The following is a 14,012-nucleotide window of genomic DNA, read 5'->3' as shown; positions in this document are numbered from 1 at the left end:
ACATCGCAATCGCGGAAATAATAGGAATACGGAACGTAGGAACGGCAAAGGAAGGCTGGTATGGATCAGATTCGACTGACGGGAATCCGCGCGACGGGCAAACATGGCGTGCTCGACTTCGAGCATGAGCGGGCCCAGACCTTCGTGGTGGACGCCACGCTGTTCCTCGACCTCGCTGCCGCCGGCCGTTCCGACGATCTGAACGACACCGTCGACTATGGTGCGGTCGCCAAAGGCATCGTGGCCATCATCGAAGGCGAACACGTCGATTTGATTGAAAAGCTGGCCAATCGTATCGTCGGCATGATTCTCGGCTTTCCCGCCGTGTGCCGCACGCAGGTCACCGTGCATAAGCCGAATGCGCCGATCACCGTGCCGTTCGACGATGTCAGCGTGACCGTGGAACGTTCCCGTGAAACAGTTGACAGTCCATCGCGTGAGCGGTCGTCGGAACATGGGCAGGTGCATCATGCCATCATCGCCATGGGAGGCAATCAGGGCGATGTGACCGCCACCTTGCGTGACGCCGTTCGGTGCATTGATGGGCTTCCCTCCACGCAGGTGACGGGGGTGTCGCCGCTCTATCGGACCGACGCATGGGGCATGCCGGAAGGTACTGCGGAATTCCGCAATGCGGTCGTGTCCGTGGATACCAGGCTTTCGGCCGCCGAACTGCTGGCCGGTTTGCAGCGCATCGAAGCCTCGCATGGTCGCGTGCGCACCGACCATTGGACGTCGCGCACGCTCGATTTGGACATCATCGACTTTGACGGGCAGGAAAGCGCCGACCCCGACCTGACGTTGCCGCATCCGCGCGCATGGCAGCGGGCTTTCGTATTGGGGCCGTGGCTTGCGCTTGAACCGGACGCAGAACTCGGGGGAGCGCACGCCGGTTCCGTGGCGCAACTGCTGCACGAAACGTCCGACCGCGACCATATCGATGAGATCGCGGACGATTGGATGGTTGCCGGAGCTCAGGATCCCATAGTTCGCGATTCCGACATTGGGACGTCTGCAGATGACGTTGATGCGATTGACGATGCCGATTCTGTTGAATCCATTGATTCCATTGAATTTCCGGAAGGTACGGCGGCCTCCAAAGCAGCCGCTGCGGCCGCGGCGAAACCGGGACCGGCATCCCGTCGAGCGGTCATTTCCCTGGATAGCGTTTCAACTGATGCGGAACACCAGTTCCGTCAGGCGATCGTGGCCATCGACGCGCTTCCAGGCAACCAGGTGGAAGGTATTTCGCCGCTGTACCATGTCAGCCAGGTCGACGACTATCCGGACAAAATGGCCGCCGTCATGCAGATTTCCACGCGCATGGACGCGCGTGAGCTTATCGGTGCGTTGGAATCGGTGTCATCCTCCATTTCGGATGACCTCGACCTCGACCTTGTGGACATGGAAGGCGTGGTCCGCAACGAACCTGATTGCATGGTGCCGTGGCCGTCCGCACGTGAGCATGCGGCCGTGCTCGCCCCATGGTTCGACATGGATCCGGACGCGAAACTCGGCAGGGATCCGGTCGCGTTCCTGCTGGCGATGGCTCCGGACGCCGCACAAGTGGGCATGCTGACCGACAATTGGATTATCGGAGACACGCTATGAGAGCACGCAGAACCCCTTGGTGGTCATTCGTCCTTGCGGCCGCGCTTGGCGTGCTGGCCGGCATGGGATTGGCGAAATACGGCGAGATTTCAGGCCTGCCGTTGGTTGGCGCACCCTGGATCGTGCCGGTGGTGCTGGCCGTGTTGGGCGGTGTGGTGCTGTACATGGCTCTGCAGATTCATAAATACACGACCAAAGATCCCGTCAAACGCGCGCAGCTCAAGCCATTGGACCCGCAGAAGGCGTTCGGCACGCTGGTGGCCTGCAAAGCGCTCGGACTTGCGGGCGCGGCGTTGGCCGGCTGGTACGGTGGACAGATCATCATGAGTCTGCCGCATGGTGAGGCGGAATTCTATAGCCAAGCCATCATCGAATGCGTGGTGGCCTGCGTGGTATGCGTCGCCGACATGATCGTCGGCATCGTGGGGGAGTGGCTGTGCCGCATCCCGCCTATCGACGGGCCGGAAAGTCCGGCCGTGAAAAAGGCCGCACAGCGCAATCGCTATGCGACCGCCGCCACGAAGGCGTCTACAAAATCGGCTACGAATCCTGCCACGAAATCGAAAGTCTGAACGTCAGACCTTCTTTAACTCCGTCTCAGTCCTTCTTCGGCACGCGGAACATCGCTTCCTGCGCCATGCAGGCCACCAGCTCGCCATCCTGTGTGTAGACCTTCGCTTGGCCCAAGCCGCGTCCGTGCGCCGCGGTCGGCGTGTCTTGCACGTACAGATGCCACTGGTTGATGTCGATGTCGCGGTACCACCACATCGAATGGTCGATGGACGCATACGAAATGCCCGGCGTGGCGATGCTTAAGCCAGCACGGCGCAGAATCGGCTCCAGCATGATCTGGTCGCAGCCCATCGCCAGCATCGCACGATGCATGACCTGCGGCACGTCCACCTTGCCGTCGGCCTTCATCCACACCATCTGCTTGCCGGAATCCTCGCTGGCGCTCTTCTTGTCGGCGCCAAGCATGATGGTGCGCGTCACATGGCGAATATCGAACGGCGACTTCTCCGCATAATACTTGGCGAACGGCGACTGTTCCGCATACGGCTCCATCAGTTGCTTCGCACTGGTCAGGCTGTCGGGATCGGGAATGTTCTCAGGCATCGGGTCGGCGAATTCGATGCCTTCCTGGTCATGTTCCTGGAAGCTGGCGATTGCCGTCAAAATCGAGCCCTGCGCCTGCGTGACATTCACGCGACGGGCGGAGAAGGAACGTCCGTCACGCAGATTTTCCACGTCGAACAGCAGATCCTGACGGATATCGCCGGCCGAAATGAAATAGCCGTGGATGGAATTCGGCAGACGGGACGGAGCGACGGTTCTCGACGCGGCCATCAGCGACTGCGCGATGACCTGTCCGCCGTAGACTCGGCCAGTGGGGAAGTACAGGCTTTCGCCGTTGATATACGTATGGTTGCGATAGTTTGAGGGCGTGCCCAGCTGGAGCACCTTTGCCAGTCGTTGCAGCGGCGTCATGTCTGTCTGCGTCATGATGGCCTCGATTCCTTCCGCGTGTGGATAGCTCTTTATGCTGGCATCGAGTCTATCCATACGTAGTAAATTTCGTCGGATTGTTTTGTAACGAGTACGTGAGAAGAATGAACGGTTGGTTAGCGGCAACGGTTGACGTATGGCAAAGCGCCACCGCTCGTAATGAAGGGTGGCGCTTTGCTGAAATCTGCGCTTAACGCGACTCGATTGGATCTGTCTGCCTTTAGCGGGTCAGCTTGCGGTGCAGGCGGTGCGGGCGGGCCGCATCCTCGCCGAGACGGGCGATGCGGTTCTCCTGATAGGCCTGGAAGTTGCCTTCGAACCAGTACCAGTTGGCCGGATTCTCGTCGGTGCCCTCCCATGCGAGGATGTGCGTGGCCACACGGTCGAGGAACCAACGGTCGTGGGAGATCACCACGGCGCAGCCCGGGAAGGCGAGCAGCGCGTTTTCGAGGGATTCCAGGGTTTCGACGTCAAGGTCGTTGGTCGGTTCGTCGAGCAGCAGCAGGTTGCCGCCCTGCTTCAGGGTCAGCGCCAGGTTCAGACGGTTGCGTTCGCCGCCGGACAGCACGCCCACCAGCTTCTGCTGGTCGGAACCCTTGAAGCCGAAGGACGCCACGTAGGCGCGGGTCGGCACTTCCACTCCGGCCACCTCGATGAAGTCGAGTCCGTCGGACACGGCCTCCCACAGGTTCTTGTTCGGGTCAAGGCCGGCACGGTTCTGGTCGACGTAGCTGATCTTCACGGTGTCGCCGATCTTGAGCGAACCGGAGGTCAACGGCTCCAAGCCGACGATGGTCTTGAACAGGGTGGACTTGCCTACGCCGTTCGGGCCGATCACGCCGACGATGCCGTTACGCGGCAGGGTGAAGCTCAAGTCGTCGATGAGCACGCGGTCGCCGAACGCCTTGTGGATATGCTCGGCTTCCAGAACGGTGGAACCCAGACGCGGGCCGGCCGGAATCTGGATTTCGGAGAAGTCGAGCTTCTTGTTGTTGCGTGCCTCCTGCTCCATCTGGTCGTAACGTTCCAGACGGGCCTTGTTCTTGGCCTGACGGGCCTTCGGCGAGGAACGCACCCAGTCGAGCTCGCTCTTCAGGCGCTTGGCGAGCTTGGCGTCCTTGGCGCCCTGGATCTCCATACGCTTGGCCTTGGTCTCCAGGTAGGTGGAGTAGTTGCCCTTGTATGGATACAGGTGGCCGCGATCCACTTCGCAGATCCATTCGGCCACATTGTCCATGAAGTAACGATCGTGGGTGACGGCGATGACGGCGCCCTTGTACTGGTGCAGGAACTGCTCCAGCCACAGAATCGATTCGGCATCCAAATGGTTGGTGGGCTCGTCGAGCAGCAGCAGATCCGGAGCCTCAAGCAACAGCTTGCACAGTGCCACACGACGGCGCTCGCCACCGGAGCACACGCTCACCGGCGTATCCGGATCCGGGCACTGCAGAGCGTCCATGGCCTGCTCGAGCTGGGAGTCGAGATCCCAACCGTTGGCCGCGTCGATATCGTTCTGCAGCTTGCCCATTTCTTCCATCAGCGCGTCGAAATCGGCGTCCGGATTGGCCATTTCCTCGCCAATCTGGTTGAAACGCGCCACCTTTTCGGCGATCGGGCCGAATGCCATCTTGATGTTCTCGCCGACGGTCTTGGTGTCATCCAGCGGCGGTTCCTGCTGCAGAATGCCGACGGTGAAACCAGGGGTCAGGTAGGCTTCGCCGTTGGAAACGGTGTCGAGGCCGGCCATAATCTTCAGCAGCGTGGACTTACCCATGCCGTTCGGGCCGACGACGCCGATCTTCGCGCCCGGCAGGAAGCTCAGGGTCACATCGTCAAGAATCACTCGGTCGCCGTAAGCCTTGCGGGCCTTGATCATCTGGTAAATAAACTCAGCCAATGTTGTGTTCCATCCTTAAGAAACGTTGGAATTCCAGCGTTTTGCGTATGTCGGTCGACGGAAAATCGCACTTGTTCGCCGTGCTGTGGCGCGTTGCCGGCGCGACTGGTTGCGGACGAATCGCAAGTCTGCTGCGAACTCATCGAAGCCAAGTGTTTTCGGACCGTGTCCATACGCAAAGTACCATCGCCGATTATCCCATATCCCGTCTACACAGAGTGGCGGTTACTCGTAGGAGGCATGGGCGCCATTCGACGAAGGGCGATCCGGCATGTTCGATAATCCGACTTTGGCGAAAATCAGCGAAACCCATGGCAAGTCGGTCGCCTAGGTGATTCTGCGCTGGCTGGTGCAGCGGAACATCGTGGCGTTGCCCAAGTCCACGCATCGGGAACGAATGGAACAGAACATCGATGTATTCGACTTCACGCTGAGTGATGAGGAGATGGCGGCCGTCACCGCGCTGGATACCAAGACCAGCCTGTTCTTCCGCCATGATACCCCGGAGGCCGTCGATATGTTCGTTGGTTTCATCAAGGAACGCGCGGGACGGGAATGACGCTGACATACTGAGAAAAAGGAAGTCCCGATGTTGCCCCCCGTAGGTGCTGCGGCGGCGATTTTCCTTGGTTTTTCCGCGCTTTTCGAGTGCGAGGGTGGTGGGTTGGCTGTTTTCGGCGGGCGGCTATTGATTGGTGGGCGGCAGGCCGACGATCAAATGATCACGCCATCGCAGTGGTCGATCTCGTGTTGGATGATCTGCGCGGTGAAACCGGTGAACGCTGCGTGGCGCTCGCGGAATTTCCGATCCATATAATCCACTTCGATGCGCTGGTATCGGACGGTGCGGCGCTCGCCCTGGAGCGAGAGGCAACCTTCCGCCGTATCGAACGCGCCGTCTTCGGCGGTGATGTGTGGATTGAACATCACGAAAATGCGGCCGCCGAAATCCTCATCCACAAAAGCGATGATGCGCTTGGGAACGCCGATCATATTGGCCGCCATGCCCACGCAACCATTGCGATGCGCGTCCAACGTGTCTTTCAGGTCCTGCGCCACGGCCAGATCCTCTTCGGTGTTCTCGGCTGAGGTGGACGGCTGGCTCAAAAATGGGATGGACGTCATGATCTCACGCTGCATATGATTCCTCTCGTTGGATGTTGCCGGTCTGCCAATATTGTAGCGTCGCATGGCTGCGAGACGGACGGCTGGGCGAACCTGTCCATTCCCTGACCGTTCGCGTCGGCTTCGGGATGTGAGGTGCAACGTGTGCGGCTTGGACTGGTGCAATATGCTTGGGGTCATGGAAGACATGTTGCAATACCGCGAATATATGGCGCAGGCTCTTGAACTGGCCCGCAAGGGTGCGGGATGGGTGGACCCGAATCCGCTGGTAGGCGCGGTGGTGGTACGTGATGGCGAGGTTCTCACCACCGGATACCACGACCGATATCGCGGGCCCCACGCGGAACGTATGGCGTTCGACTATGCCGACGCGCACGGCATCGATCTGACTGGCGCCACGGTCATCGACACGCTTGAACCCTGCTGCCATGTCGGATCGCAGCCGGCGTGCACTGCCTTGATTCTGGCGCACGGCATCGCACGCGTGGTGGTCGGATCGGTTGACCCGAACCCGATTGTGGCGGGCAAAGGCCTTCGCATCCTTGAGGAAGCGGGCGTCGAAGTGGTTCGCGACGTGATGCGGGAGGAATGCGACGCCATCAATCGTCATTTCTTCCACTGCATCACCACGGGAAAGCCGTACATTGTGGACGGCAGAAGGCGTGCGGGTGAATCGGACTCTGAGTATGCGGTCCGTCGGCGCGAACTATATGCCACATATGCGGCGGTGCTTGCCGGAACTGAATCGGACGTTCCTGACGAGTCTTTCGCGCATTTCAACGGACCGGTCCAAGCCGTCGGCGCAGACGAAGTGGTGATTGGCGGCCACAGGCCGTTACTCCTGGAGGCCGGCGCGCTCGCCTGCACGGATCCAGACGAATGGCTGCGTGAGCTGGGCAAGCGCAAAATCGACAGCCTCATCGTGGAAAGCGACGAAGCATTCGAGCGGTTGTCCATGGCTTGCCAAAAAGACTGAAGCGCCATTCGTGCGTTGTTGGCCGTGTATCTCGCTTATAGATGGCGGATTCGTCTGCTTGTCCAGTGCTATCTCGCTTATAGGTGGCGGATGAATTTTGCGAAGAGGTCTTAGAGGGTGTAAATCATACCCTCTAAGACCTTAATGACGTAGAGGCGCCGCCATCTATAAGCGAAATAGCATCGGGCGGCTTTCCGATTCCGCCATCTATAAGCGAGATACGTGAGACTGATATGTCCAGCACCCAGCAAGCATAGTGGCGAGCACATGGTCGGGCATGGCGCGCATGGCCTCAGGGGACTCAAGCGCACTCGGATCGCAATCCAGCAGCACTAGGTCTGCCGCATCTCCAGCTTGCAACGTCGTACGCCCCAGGGCGGTGGACGAAGCGAGCGCGGTTTCGAAATCCAGACATTGCTCAGACTGGAAAGGCTCCCGGTCGGAACTCTCCGTGCCGAACACCGCTGCGGAAATGGCCAGCCACGGATCCAACGGCGCGACCGGCGCGTCCGATCCCATAAGCAGTTTGATTCCAGCCCGATGCAGACTGTTGAACGCGTAGGGAATTCCGGCGGGATTGCCCCAGAATCGTGTGATGACGTCACGGTCGTCCATGGCGTGCTGCGGCTGGATGCTCGCGGCAAGTCCCAATTGCGCAAGACGTGGAATGTCACGTTCCTTGAGCATTTGGGCATGCTCGATGGAGCCGTGCGCGTGGGTACGTTCCGCGCAGTCGAGCACGATGGTGTTCGCTTCGTCGCCGATGGCATGGCAGGCGATGTCGAAGCCATGTTCGGTGGCGAGCCGCATATACGATTCGATTTGCTCGGGGGTGTAGCTCAGCGTGCCGTAGGTTTCCGGCGTAATGCCCGAATACGGTGTGGAGCAGTAGGCGGATCGGGTGTTGAGCGAGCCGTCGGAAATCATCTTCATCGCACCGACATGGCCCAAGCCATGGCTTCCGGGAAGTTCGTCGCCGGTATGCCAGCCGTCGTCGATGGCTTGCTGAAGTCGTTCGGGGTAAACGCCGGCTTCGATGCGCAATCCGTCAAGCCCCTGCTTGAAGCGGTCAATCCACGTGTCGATGTTCTCGGCCATCTCATAGTCGCGCACGCCGACCACGCCTTTGCCGGCGGCGTCCTGTTCCGCGTTGCGCAGCAATCGCATCAGCTCGTCAGCCGCACCGGGGCCTTTGTCCAGCTTGCAGTAAGCGTCGAACCATTCAAGCTCGCCGACGAGTCCCGACTCGCCTACATGCACGCCGAGCTTACGAGCCGCGGCTGAATTCACCCAGCCGCAATGCATGTCTGCGCTTGACAGCGCCACGGGCTGGTCGCCCGACACCGCGTCGATCGCAGCCAATGTCGGTTGGGCATCATCGGCCCACAGGGAGTGTCTGAACCGCATGCCGACCACGTACTGGTCCGGGTCGAGCGTGCCGGATTCGCGGCGTTCCTCCAAGTGCTCGCGTAGCAGGCTCATTGCCTCATCGGCGCTGCGGGCATCAATCAGATCAAGCCGCCCCAGCGTGTACGACCACTGCGTGAAGTGCGTGTGACAATCCCACAAGCCGGGAATGATCCACGTTTTTGAAGCCTTGGCTACCGACTTTTCCGAAGACCGTACATCTGCGATCCGCCCTTGCTCAATCGTGATGTCGACAGACTCATCGGACCCCACGAAACACACATTCTCAATCACATACGGTTCGCCCATACATCCTCGATTCAACAAAATGACCTCATTGCCAGCCATAGTATCCTTGCAATGCTTGCGATTGCCGCGCTCGTCTCAATCGGCTATGCGCACTTTGGATTCCTCCGCTGGGATACGGTTATCCGCATCAGAAAAAGAAGGGCGCAGTTATCCACTTATCCACTGTTTGCCGGAAGCCGGTAGGCAGCGCGGCGACATTTCCTCTACTTTGGCGCTATGGACAATGGAGCACAATATTCGGAAAGCCTCGCACGGCTGAGGACAAGAACCATCGAACAATGTCTCGAAGCGCAGAGGCGCACCGGAAGGCGGCTGGTGTTCGCGCTTGATACCGCACTGAGTTTACAAGGCATCGAACTGCCTCGCTACCGGCGCGGAGGGCTTTTGGCTGATACGCTGCACGCGGTGATTGAAAGTAACGGCGTGCGAACGATACTGCAGGGGATTTGTTTTGTGCTTTGGTCTGGACCTCAGACGCATATGCCGATTCATCATGGTCGATTGCGATGCGCGGATTCCGTGACCACATGGGCCATGCATGCCAATCGGCTTGAAGATGAAGAATTGGTGGTTTTGGGTGATTCGATGATGCGGCGTGATGGACATATGAAAAAGGCCACACTGGAGGAGTTTCGGATATATGTCGATAGCTTGTCCGATTTGTCCAACTATTCAGGCTCCGACAGATTACGTGCGGTGAGAGGAGTGTCGAAAATGCGTAGGGCTCTCAGGCTGATGCGGGAGAATACAGATTCTTCCCAGGAAACGAGAAGTCGAATTGTTCTGTTGCGTTATGGTTTGCCTTGTCCGGAAGTGAACTATGCCATTCGGCTCAAAGGCTATTCTCATGTATTTTTCGCGGACATGGCTTATCCGGATTTGAAAATCATCATTGAATACGACGGCAGGTATCATGCCTCGCGATGGTTGGCTGACAGTAAACGTCGGGAAGCGTTGGAGGATGAAGGATGGCTGTATATCCAGGTGACGGCGGAAAATCTCAGGGATGAGGATTCTCGAAGGGAATTGGCGGAACGTGTGGCGCAGAGGATGTCATTGCGTTTGGGGGAGCCTGTGCGGCTATGTGGGCGAATGACGATTGCTCAGATAGCCGATGGTCGGAGGAAGGGCAACCGTCTGTGAGGCTTGGGCAAGCCCATATCTCGCTTATGAATGGCGGAATCGGGCTGCGGCATGATGCTATTTCGCTTATAGATGGCGGATGAAATCCACAAAAAGGCCTTAAGAGGTATGAATATTACCCCCTAGGGCCTTAGCGATTCAAGAAGACTGCCATCTATAAGCGAGATAGCATCGGTCGGGTGAAGAAATCCGCCATCCATAAGCGAGATGGCGGATTTCTGCGGCTCACTGCACGGCGGCGAGGGCTTGGTCGAGGTCGGCGATGATGTCGGCCGTGTTTTCGATGCCGCAGCTCAGGCGCACCAGGTCGATGCCGACGCCGGCTTCCTCAAGCTGCTCCTCGGTGAGCTGGCGATGCGTGGTGCCGGCCGGATACAGCGTGCAGCTGCGCGCATCGGCCACATGCGTGGCGATGGACACCATCTTCAGATGGTCAAGGAACGCGGAAACCGTCTCGCGCCCGCCCGGCACGCCGAAGGAGATCACGCCGCAGGTGCCGTTCGGCATGTACTTCTGCGCCAGCGCATGGTACTTGTCCGTTTCGAGGCCCGGGAAGCTCACCCAGCTGACGCGCGGATCGGCGTCGAGCCACTTGGCCACGGCCAGTGCGTTGGCGCAATGGCGCTCCATGCGTACGCCCAGCGATTCCAGGTGCATGCCCATGATCCACGAATTGATTGGCGCCGGAGTGGAGCCGAAGTCGCGCATGAGCTGCGCGGTGGCCTTGGTGATGTATGCGGCCTTGCCGAATTCCTTCGCGTAGGTGACGCCATGGTAGGAGTCGTCCGGAGTGGTGAGGCCCGGGAATTTCTCCGCATGGGCCATCCAGTCGAAATTGCCGGAATCGACGATCGCGCCGCCCACGCAGGATCCGTGGCCGTCCATGTACTTGGTGGTGGCGTGCGTGACGATGTCCACGCCGTACTGGAACGGACGGCAGTTGATCGGCGTCGGGAAGGTGTTGTCGACGATCAGTGGCACGCCGTGACGATGCGCTGCGTTCGCGAACTTCTCGAAGTCGAGCACGATAAGCGCCGGATTGGAGATGGACTCGCCGAACACGGCCTTGGTGTTCGGCTGGAATGCGGCCTCAAGTTCCTCTTCGGTGCAGTCCGGGCTGACGAAGGTGCATTCGACGCCCATCTTGCGCATGGTCACGTTGATGAGGTTGAACGTGCCGCCGTAGATGGCGGAGGAGGCGACGATGTGGTCGCCGTTGTTGCAGATGTTGAACAGCGCGAAGAAGTTCGCCGCCTGGCCGGACGAGGTGAGCATCGCGGCCGCGCCGCCTTCCAGCTCGCAGATCTTCGCGGCGACGGTGTCGTTGGTCGGATTCTGCAGGCGGGTGTAGAAGTAGCCGGATTCGGACAGGTCGAACAGTCGGCTCATCTGTTCGCTCGACTGGTATTTGAAGGTCGTGGCCTGGATGATTGGGGGAGTGCGGGATTCTCCATTGCCCGGCTGATAGCCTCCCTGCACGCAGATGGTGTCGACGTTTTCGCTCATATGTTCCTTCTTTCGATTCCGCGCTTCCGTGCGCCGCGCAGGTGTTGCGCCGCGATGCGAACAAACAAACACACTGTATCACTGCATTGATAAATGGCTTGATTCCAATGGAAACGCCGTATAGTTTAACGAATTGACAAACTTAGGTAATTCAATTTATTATGTAGACCAAGACGGGCGGAAAGCCCGCTGCGAAATAAAGCTTTACGTAAGTAAACCAAGCAAAGGAGCATTCCATGGGTCTGTGGGATATCGATAAGATTCCGTACGTCGGTCGCGAAAAGGGGCCGCAGGAGGGTCTTGCTTTCCATTACTACGACGCCGACAAGGTCGTTGCCGGCAAGAAGATGAAGGACTGGCTGCGTTTCGGCGTCGCATGGTGGCACACCTTCGACCAGCAGCTCGTCGATCCGTTCGGCACCGGCACCGCCCAGCGTCCGTGGTACGGCAAGTATTCCGATCCGGAGGACGAGGCCCTGGCCAAGGTCGACTACGCCTTCGAGTTCTTCCAGAAGCTCGGCGTCGAGTACTTCTGCTTCCATGATCGCGACATCGCTCCGGAAGGCGACACCCTGCGCGAGACCGACAAGAACCTGGACAAGGTCGTCGACAAGATCGAAGAGAACATGAAGTCCACCGGCATCAAGCTGCTGTGGAACACCTCCTCCCTGTTCACCAACCCGCGCTTCGTCTCCGGCGCCTCCACCTCCCCGTTCGCCGACATCTACGCGTACGCCGGCGGCCAGCTGAAGCACTCCCTGGAGATCGCCAAGCGCCTTGGTGCCGAGAACTACGTGTTCTGGGGCGGCCGTGAAGGCTACGAGAACCTGTGGAACACCCAGATGAAGCGCGAGCAGGAGCACATGGCCAAGTTCTTCCATATGTGCCATGACTACGCGAAGGAAATCGGCCTGGACGCCCAGTTCCTGATCGAGCCGAAAGCCAAGGAACCGACGATGTTCCAGTACGACTTCGATGCCGCCACCGCCATCAACTTCCTGCGCACCTATGATCTGATGGACGTCTTCAAGCTGAACCTGGAAGGCAACCACGCCAACCTGGCCGGCCACACCTACCAGCACGAGATCCGCACCGCCCGCGAGGCCGGCGTGCTCGGCTCCTTGGACGCCAACCAGGGCGACAAGCTCATCGGCTGGGATATGGATGAGTTCCCGACCGACCTGTACGAGACCTCCACCGTTATGTGGGAAGTCCTCGCCGAAGGCCAGATCGGCCCTCACGGTGGTCTGAACTTCGACGCCAAGCCGCGTCGTACCTCCTTCACCGCCGAGGATCTGTTCCGTTCCCACATCGCAGGCATGGATTCCTTCGCAGCAGGCCTCCTGGTCGCCGCCAAGATGCACGAGGACAAGGTCATCGAGAACCTGCAGGCCGAGCGCTACAGCTCCTTCGATTCCGGCATCGGCGCAACCGTCGAGAACGGCACCGCCTCCCTGGCTTCCCTCGAGGAGTACGCTCTGGATATCCCGCAGTCCAAGCTCATCGAAGCCACCAAGTCCGATCACCTCGAGTCCGTCAAGGCCACGATCAACAACTACATGATCGACGCCCTGGCCGAGGCGTGAGCCGAAAACTCACTAGGGTTTTAGGTAGCCTCGGGCGAAGTCCGAGACGGTAGTCGAGGGCGAGCAATGACTGGGCGCGCGTAGCGTTCCGGAATTGCAGGACCGAGGCATGGGCGCAGTAAGGAGTTTCCGTTAGGACTCCTGATTCATCGCTGGATCAAACAGTGGGGCTCGACTGTGACAGAGCCGGATGTGGTGTGCCGAAGCGTCGGTGTTCCGGCACACCACTCACTTTTCTTTCCTTCCTCCTTCCTCAAATTTCCTTCGCACGCAAGTCGTTTGCCGGCTAGATCGTCGGTGAGCGGCTTGTTTGCGTTGCTAGACCAAGCGAAAATTTCGATTATTCGCAATGATGTGATGTATCCAAACGTTCCCGAATGAGGCGTACTTATGACCACAACGATTACCATCGCCAATCCCATTCTTCACGGAATGCATCCTGATCCGAGTTGGATTTGGGATGATGATCTTCGGCAAATCGTGCTTGTGACCTCCACCTTCGAACTGGTTCCAGGCTTGCCTATCTACGTTTCCAGGGATATGGCCCACTGGAAACACGTGTCGGATGCCATAGATGAGGAGTTGGCAAGACGTTTGCTCATTCCTTTCGTGGATGACTCGGGTGGCGTCTATGCGCCGACGCTGCGTAGGATTCGTGGCAAATACGTGATTGCCTGCACCATCGCTCGCATCAATGGACGCAAAGCCATCGCGGAAGGATGCTCCCAGGCCGAATTGGATGCGGCTCAGGCGGCGGAAGGCAACTTCGTTCTTGAGTCGGACTCGATCGACGGACCTTGGCGTGGGCCGTTCTGGATCGAGGGCGCCGAAGGCATCGATCCAGACATATTCGAGGATGAGGACGGCAATGTGTACTGGACCCAGACCCGCCCTGCGGTCAATCCGCAATGGGAAGGCCAGACCGAGGTCTGGACCCAACGCATTA

General features: G+C 59.0%; 11 protein-coding genes and 1 pseudogene. 7 read left to right on the top strand and 5 right to left on the bottom strand.

The window, feature by feature from the left end; translation table 11 throughout:
- Nucleotides 1-60 precede the first annotated feature (60 nt).
- Both folK and Q5H31_RS02015 read left to right on the top strand, forming a co-directional pair.
- The gene (gene folK / locus Q5H31_RS02020; RefSeq protein WP_302457432.1) at nt 61-1,611 is read left to right on the top strand and encodes a 2-amino-4-hydroxy-6-hydroxymethyldihydropteridine diphosphokinase; all 1,551 of its coding nucleotides are present in this window, start codon (nt 61-63) and stop codon (nt 1,609-1,611) included.
- Complete coding sequence (locus tag Q5H31_RS02015) at nt 1,608-2,183, top strand: DUF3180 domain-containing protein (RefSeq protein ID WP_195422595.1); 576 nt, start codon at nt 1,608-1,610, stop codon at nt 2,181-2,183. The genes folK and Q5H31_RS02015 overlap by 4 nt, the downstream gene beginning before the upstream one ends.
- A gap of 25 nt (nt 2,184-2,208) precedes the next feature.
- On the opposite strand, the gene Q5H31_RS02010 is transcribed toward Q5H31_RS02015, so the two are convergent.
- Both Q5H31_RS02010 and ettA read right to left on the bottom strand, forming a co-directional pair.
- Nucleotides 2,209-3,114, bottom strand: a complete 906-nt coding sequence (locus Q5H31_RS02010) for an acyl-CoA thioesterase II (RefSeq protein WP_011742880.1) — start codon at nt 3,112-3,114, stop codon at nt 2,209-2,211.
- Nucleotides 3,115-3,337: 223 nt separating this feature from the next.
- Complete coding sequence (ettA, locus tag Q5H31_RS02005) at nt 3,338-5,014, bottom strand: energy-dependent translational throttle protein EttA (protein ID WP_003808281.1); 1,677 nt, start codon at nt 5,012-5,014, stop codon at nt 3,338-3,340.
- A gap of 223 nt (nt 5,015-5,237) precedes the next feature.
- Between ettA and Q5H31_RS02000 the strand changes: the two are divergent.
- Nucleotides 5,238-5,573: pseudogene (locus Q5H31_RS02000) on the top strand (aldo/keto reductase); the annotation flags it as partial.
- A gap of 155 nt (nt 5,574-5,728) precedes the next feature.
- Here Q5H31_RS02000 and Q5H31_RS01995 read toward each other — a convergent pair.
- Nucleotides 5,729-6,154, bottom strand: a complete 426-nt coding sequence (locus Q5H31_RS01995; protein ID WP_151907320.1) for a peptide deformylase — start codon at nt 6,152-6,154, stop codon at nt 5,729-5,731.
- A gap of 163 nt (nt 6,155-6,317) precedes the next feature.
- On the opposite strand from Q5H31_RS01995, the gene Q5H31_RS01990 reads away from it, so the two are divergent.
- On the top strand, nt 6,318-7,115 hold the full coding sequence (locus tag Q5H31_RS01990) for a bifunctional diaminohydroxyphosphoribosylaminopyrimidine deaminase/5-amino-6-(5-phosphoribosylamino)uracil reductase RibD (protein ID WP_302457431.1): 798 nt from the start codon (nt 6,318-6,320) through the stop codon (nt 7,113-7,115).
- Nucleotides 7,116-7,322: 207 nt separating this feature from the next.
- Here the strand turns inward: Q5H31_RS01990 and Q5H31_RS01985 are convergent, their stop codons facing one another.
- Entirely contained in the window at nt 7,323-8,831 is a 1,509-nt protein-coding gene (locus Q5H31_RS01985) for an amidohydrolase (RefSeq protein WP_124917448.1), read from the bottom strand.
- Between the two features lie 216 nt (nt 8,832-9,047).
- Between Q5H31_RS01985 and Q5H31_RS01980 the strand changes: the two genes are divergently transcribed.
- A complete protein-coding gene (locus tag Q5H31_RS01980; protein ID WP_302457430.1) occupies nt 9,048-9,974 on the top strand; it encodes a DUF559 domain-containing protein in 927 nt (308 codons plus the stop codon).
- A gap of 225 nt (nt 9,975-10,199) precedes the next feature.
- Here Q5H31_RS01980 and Q5H31_RS01975 read toward each other — a convergent pair whose 3' ends face one another.
- Nucleotides 10,200-11,480: an O-acetylhomoserine aminocarboxypropyltransferase/cysteine synthase family protein gene (locus Q5H31_RS01975; RefSeq protein WP_085382399.1), complete on the bottom strand. Its 1,281-nt coding sequence runs from the start codon at nt 11,478-11,480 to the stop codon at nt 10,200-10,202.
- Nucleotides 11,481-11,716: 236 nt separating this feature from the next.
- Between Q5H31_RS01975 and xylA the strand changes: the two genes are divergently transcribed.
- Together xylA and Q5H31_RS01965 are read left to right on the top strand one after the other, a co-directional pair.
- The gene (gene xylA / locus Q5H31_RS01970) at nt 11,717-13,066 is read left to right on the top strand and encodes a xylose isomerase (protein ID WP_011742887.1); all 1,350 of its coding nucleotides are present in this window, start codon (nt 11,717-11,719) and stop codon (nt 13,064-13,066) included.
- Between the two features lie 390 nt (nt 13,067-13,456).
- Nucleotides 13,457-14,012 (top strand): family 43 glycosylhydrolase (locus Q5H31_RS01965; protein ID WP_302457429.1); only part of this gene is annotated, 556 nt, incomplete at its 3' end.

It is taken from the genome of uncultured Bifidobacterium sp. (assembly GCF_959020155.1).
In the GTDB taxonomy this organism is placed as follows: domain Bacteria; phylum Actinomycetota; class Actinomycetes; order Actinomycetales; family Bifidobacteriaceae; genus Bifidobacterium.
The sequence above is the reverse complement of the archived record's forward strand: the minus strand, read 5'-3'. Positions and strand labels throughout refer to the sequence as shown.

What these genes read in the sequence shown, in the direction of transcription:
- Q5H31_RS01975 (WP_085382399.1), bottom strand. Translation starts at nt 11,480, where the DNA reads ATGAGCGAAAACGTCGACACCATCTGCGTGCAGGGAGGCTATCAGCCG.
- Q5H31_RS01980 (WP_302457430.1), top strand. Translation starts at nt 9,048, where the DNA reads ATGGACAATGGAGCACAATATTCGGAAAGCCTCGCACGGCTGAGGACA.
- Q5H31_RS02015 (WP_195422595.1), top strand. Translation starts at nt 1,608, where the DNA reads ATGAGAGCACGCAGAACCCCTTGGTGGTCATTCGTCCTTGCGGCCGCG.
- Q5H31_RS02010 (WP_011742880.1), bottom strand. Translation starts at nt 3,114, where the DNA reads ATGACGCAGACAGACATGACGCCGCTGCAACGACTGGCAAAGGTGCTC.
- Q5H31_RS01990 (WP_302457431.1), top strand. Translation starts at nt 6,318, where the DNA reads ATGGAAGACATGTTGCAATACCGCGAATATATGGCGCAGGCTCTTGAA.
- Q5H31_RS01985 (WP_124917448.1), bottom strand. Translation starts at nt 8,831, where the DNA reads ATGGGCGAACCGTATGTGATTGAGAATGTGTGTTTCGTGGGGTCCGAT.
- folK (WP_302457432.1), top strand. Translation starts at nt 61, where the DNA reads ATGGATCAGATTCGACTGACGGGAATCCGCGCGACGGGCAAACATGGC.
- xylA (WP_011742887.1), top strand. Translation starts at nt 11,717, where the DNA reads ATGGGTCTGTGGGATATCGATAAGATTCCGTACGTCGGTCGCGAAAAG.
- Q5H31_RS01995 (WP_151907320.1), bottom strand. Translation starts at nt 6,154, where the DNA reads ATGCAGCGTGAGATCATGACGTCCATCCCATTTTTGAGCCAGCCGTCC.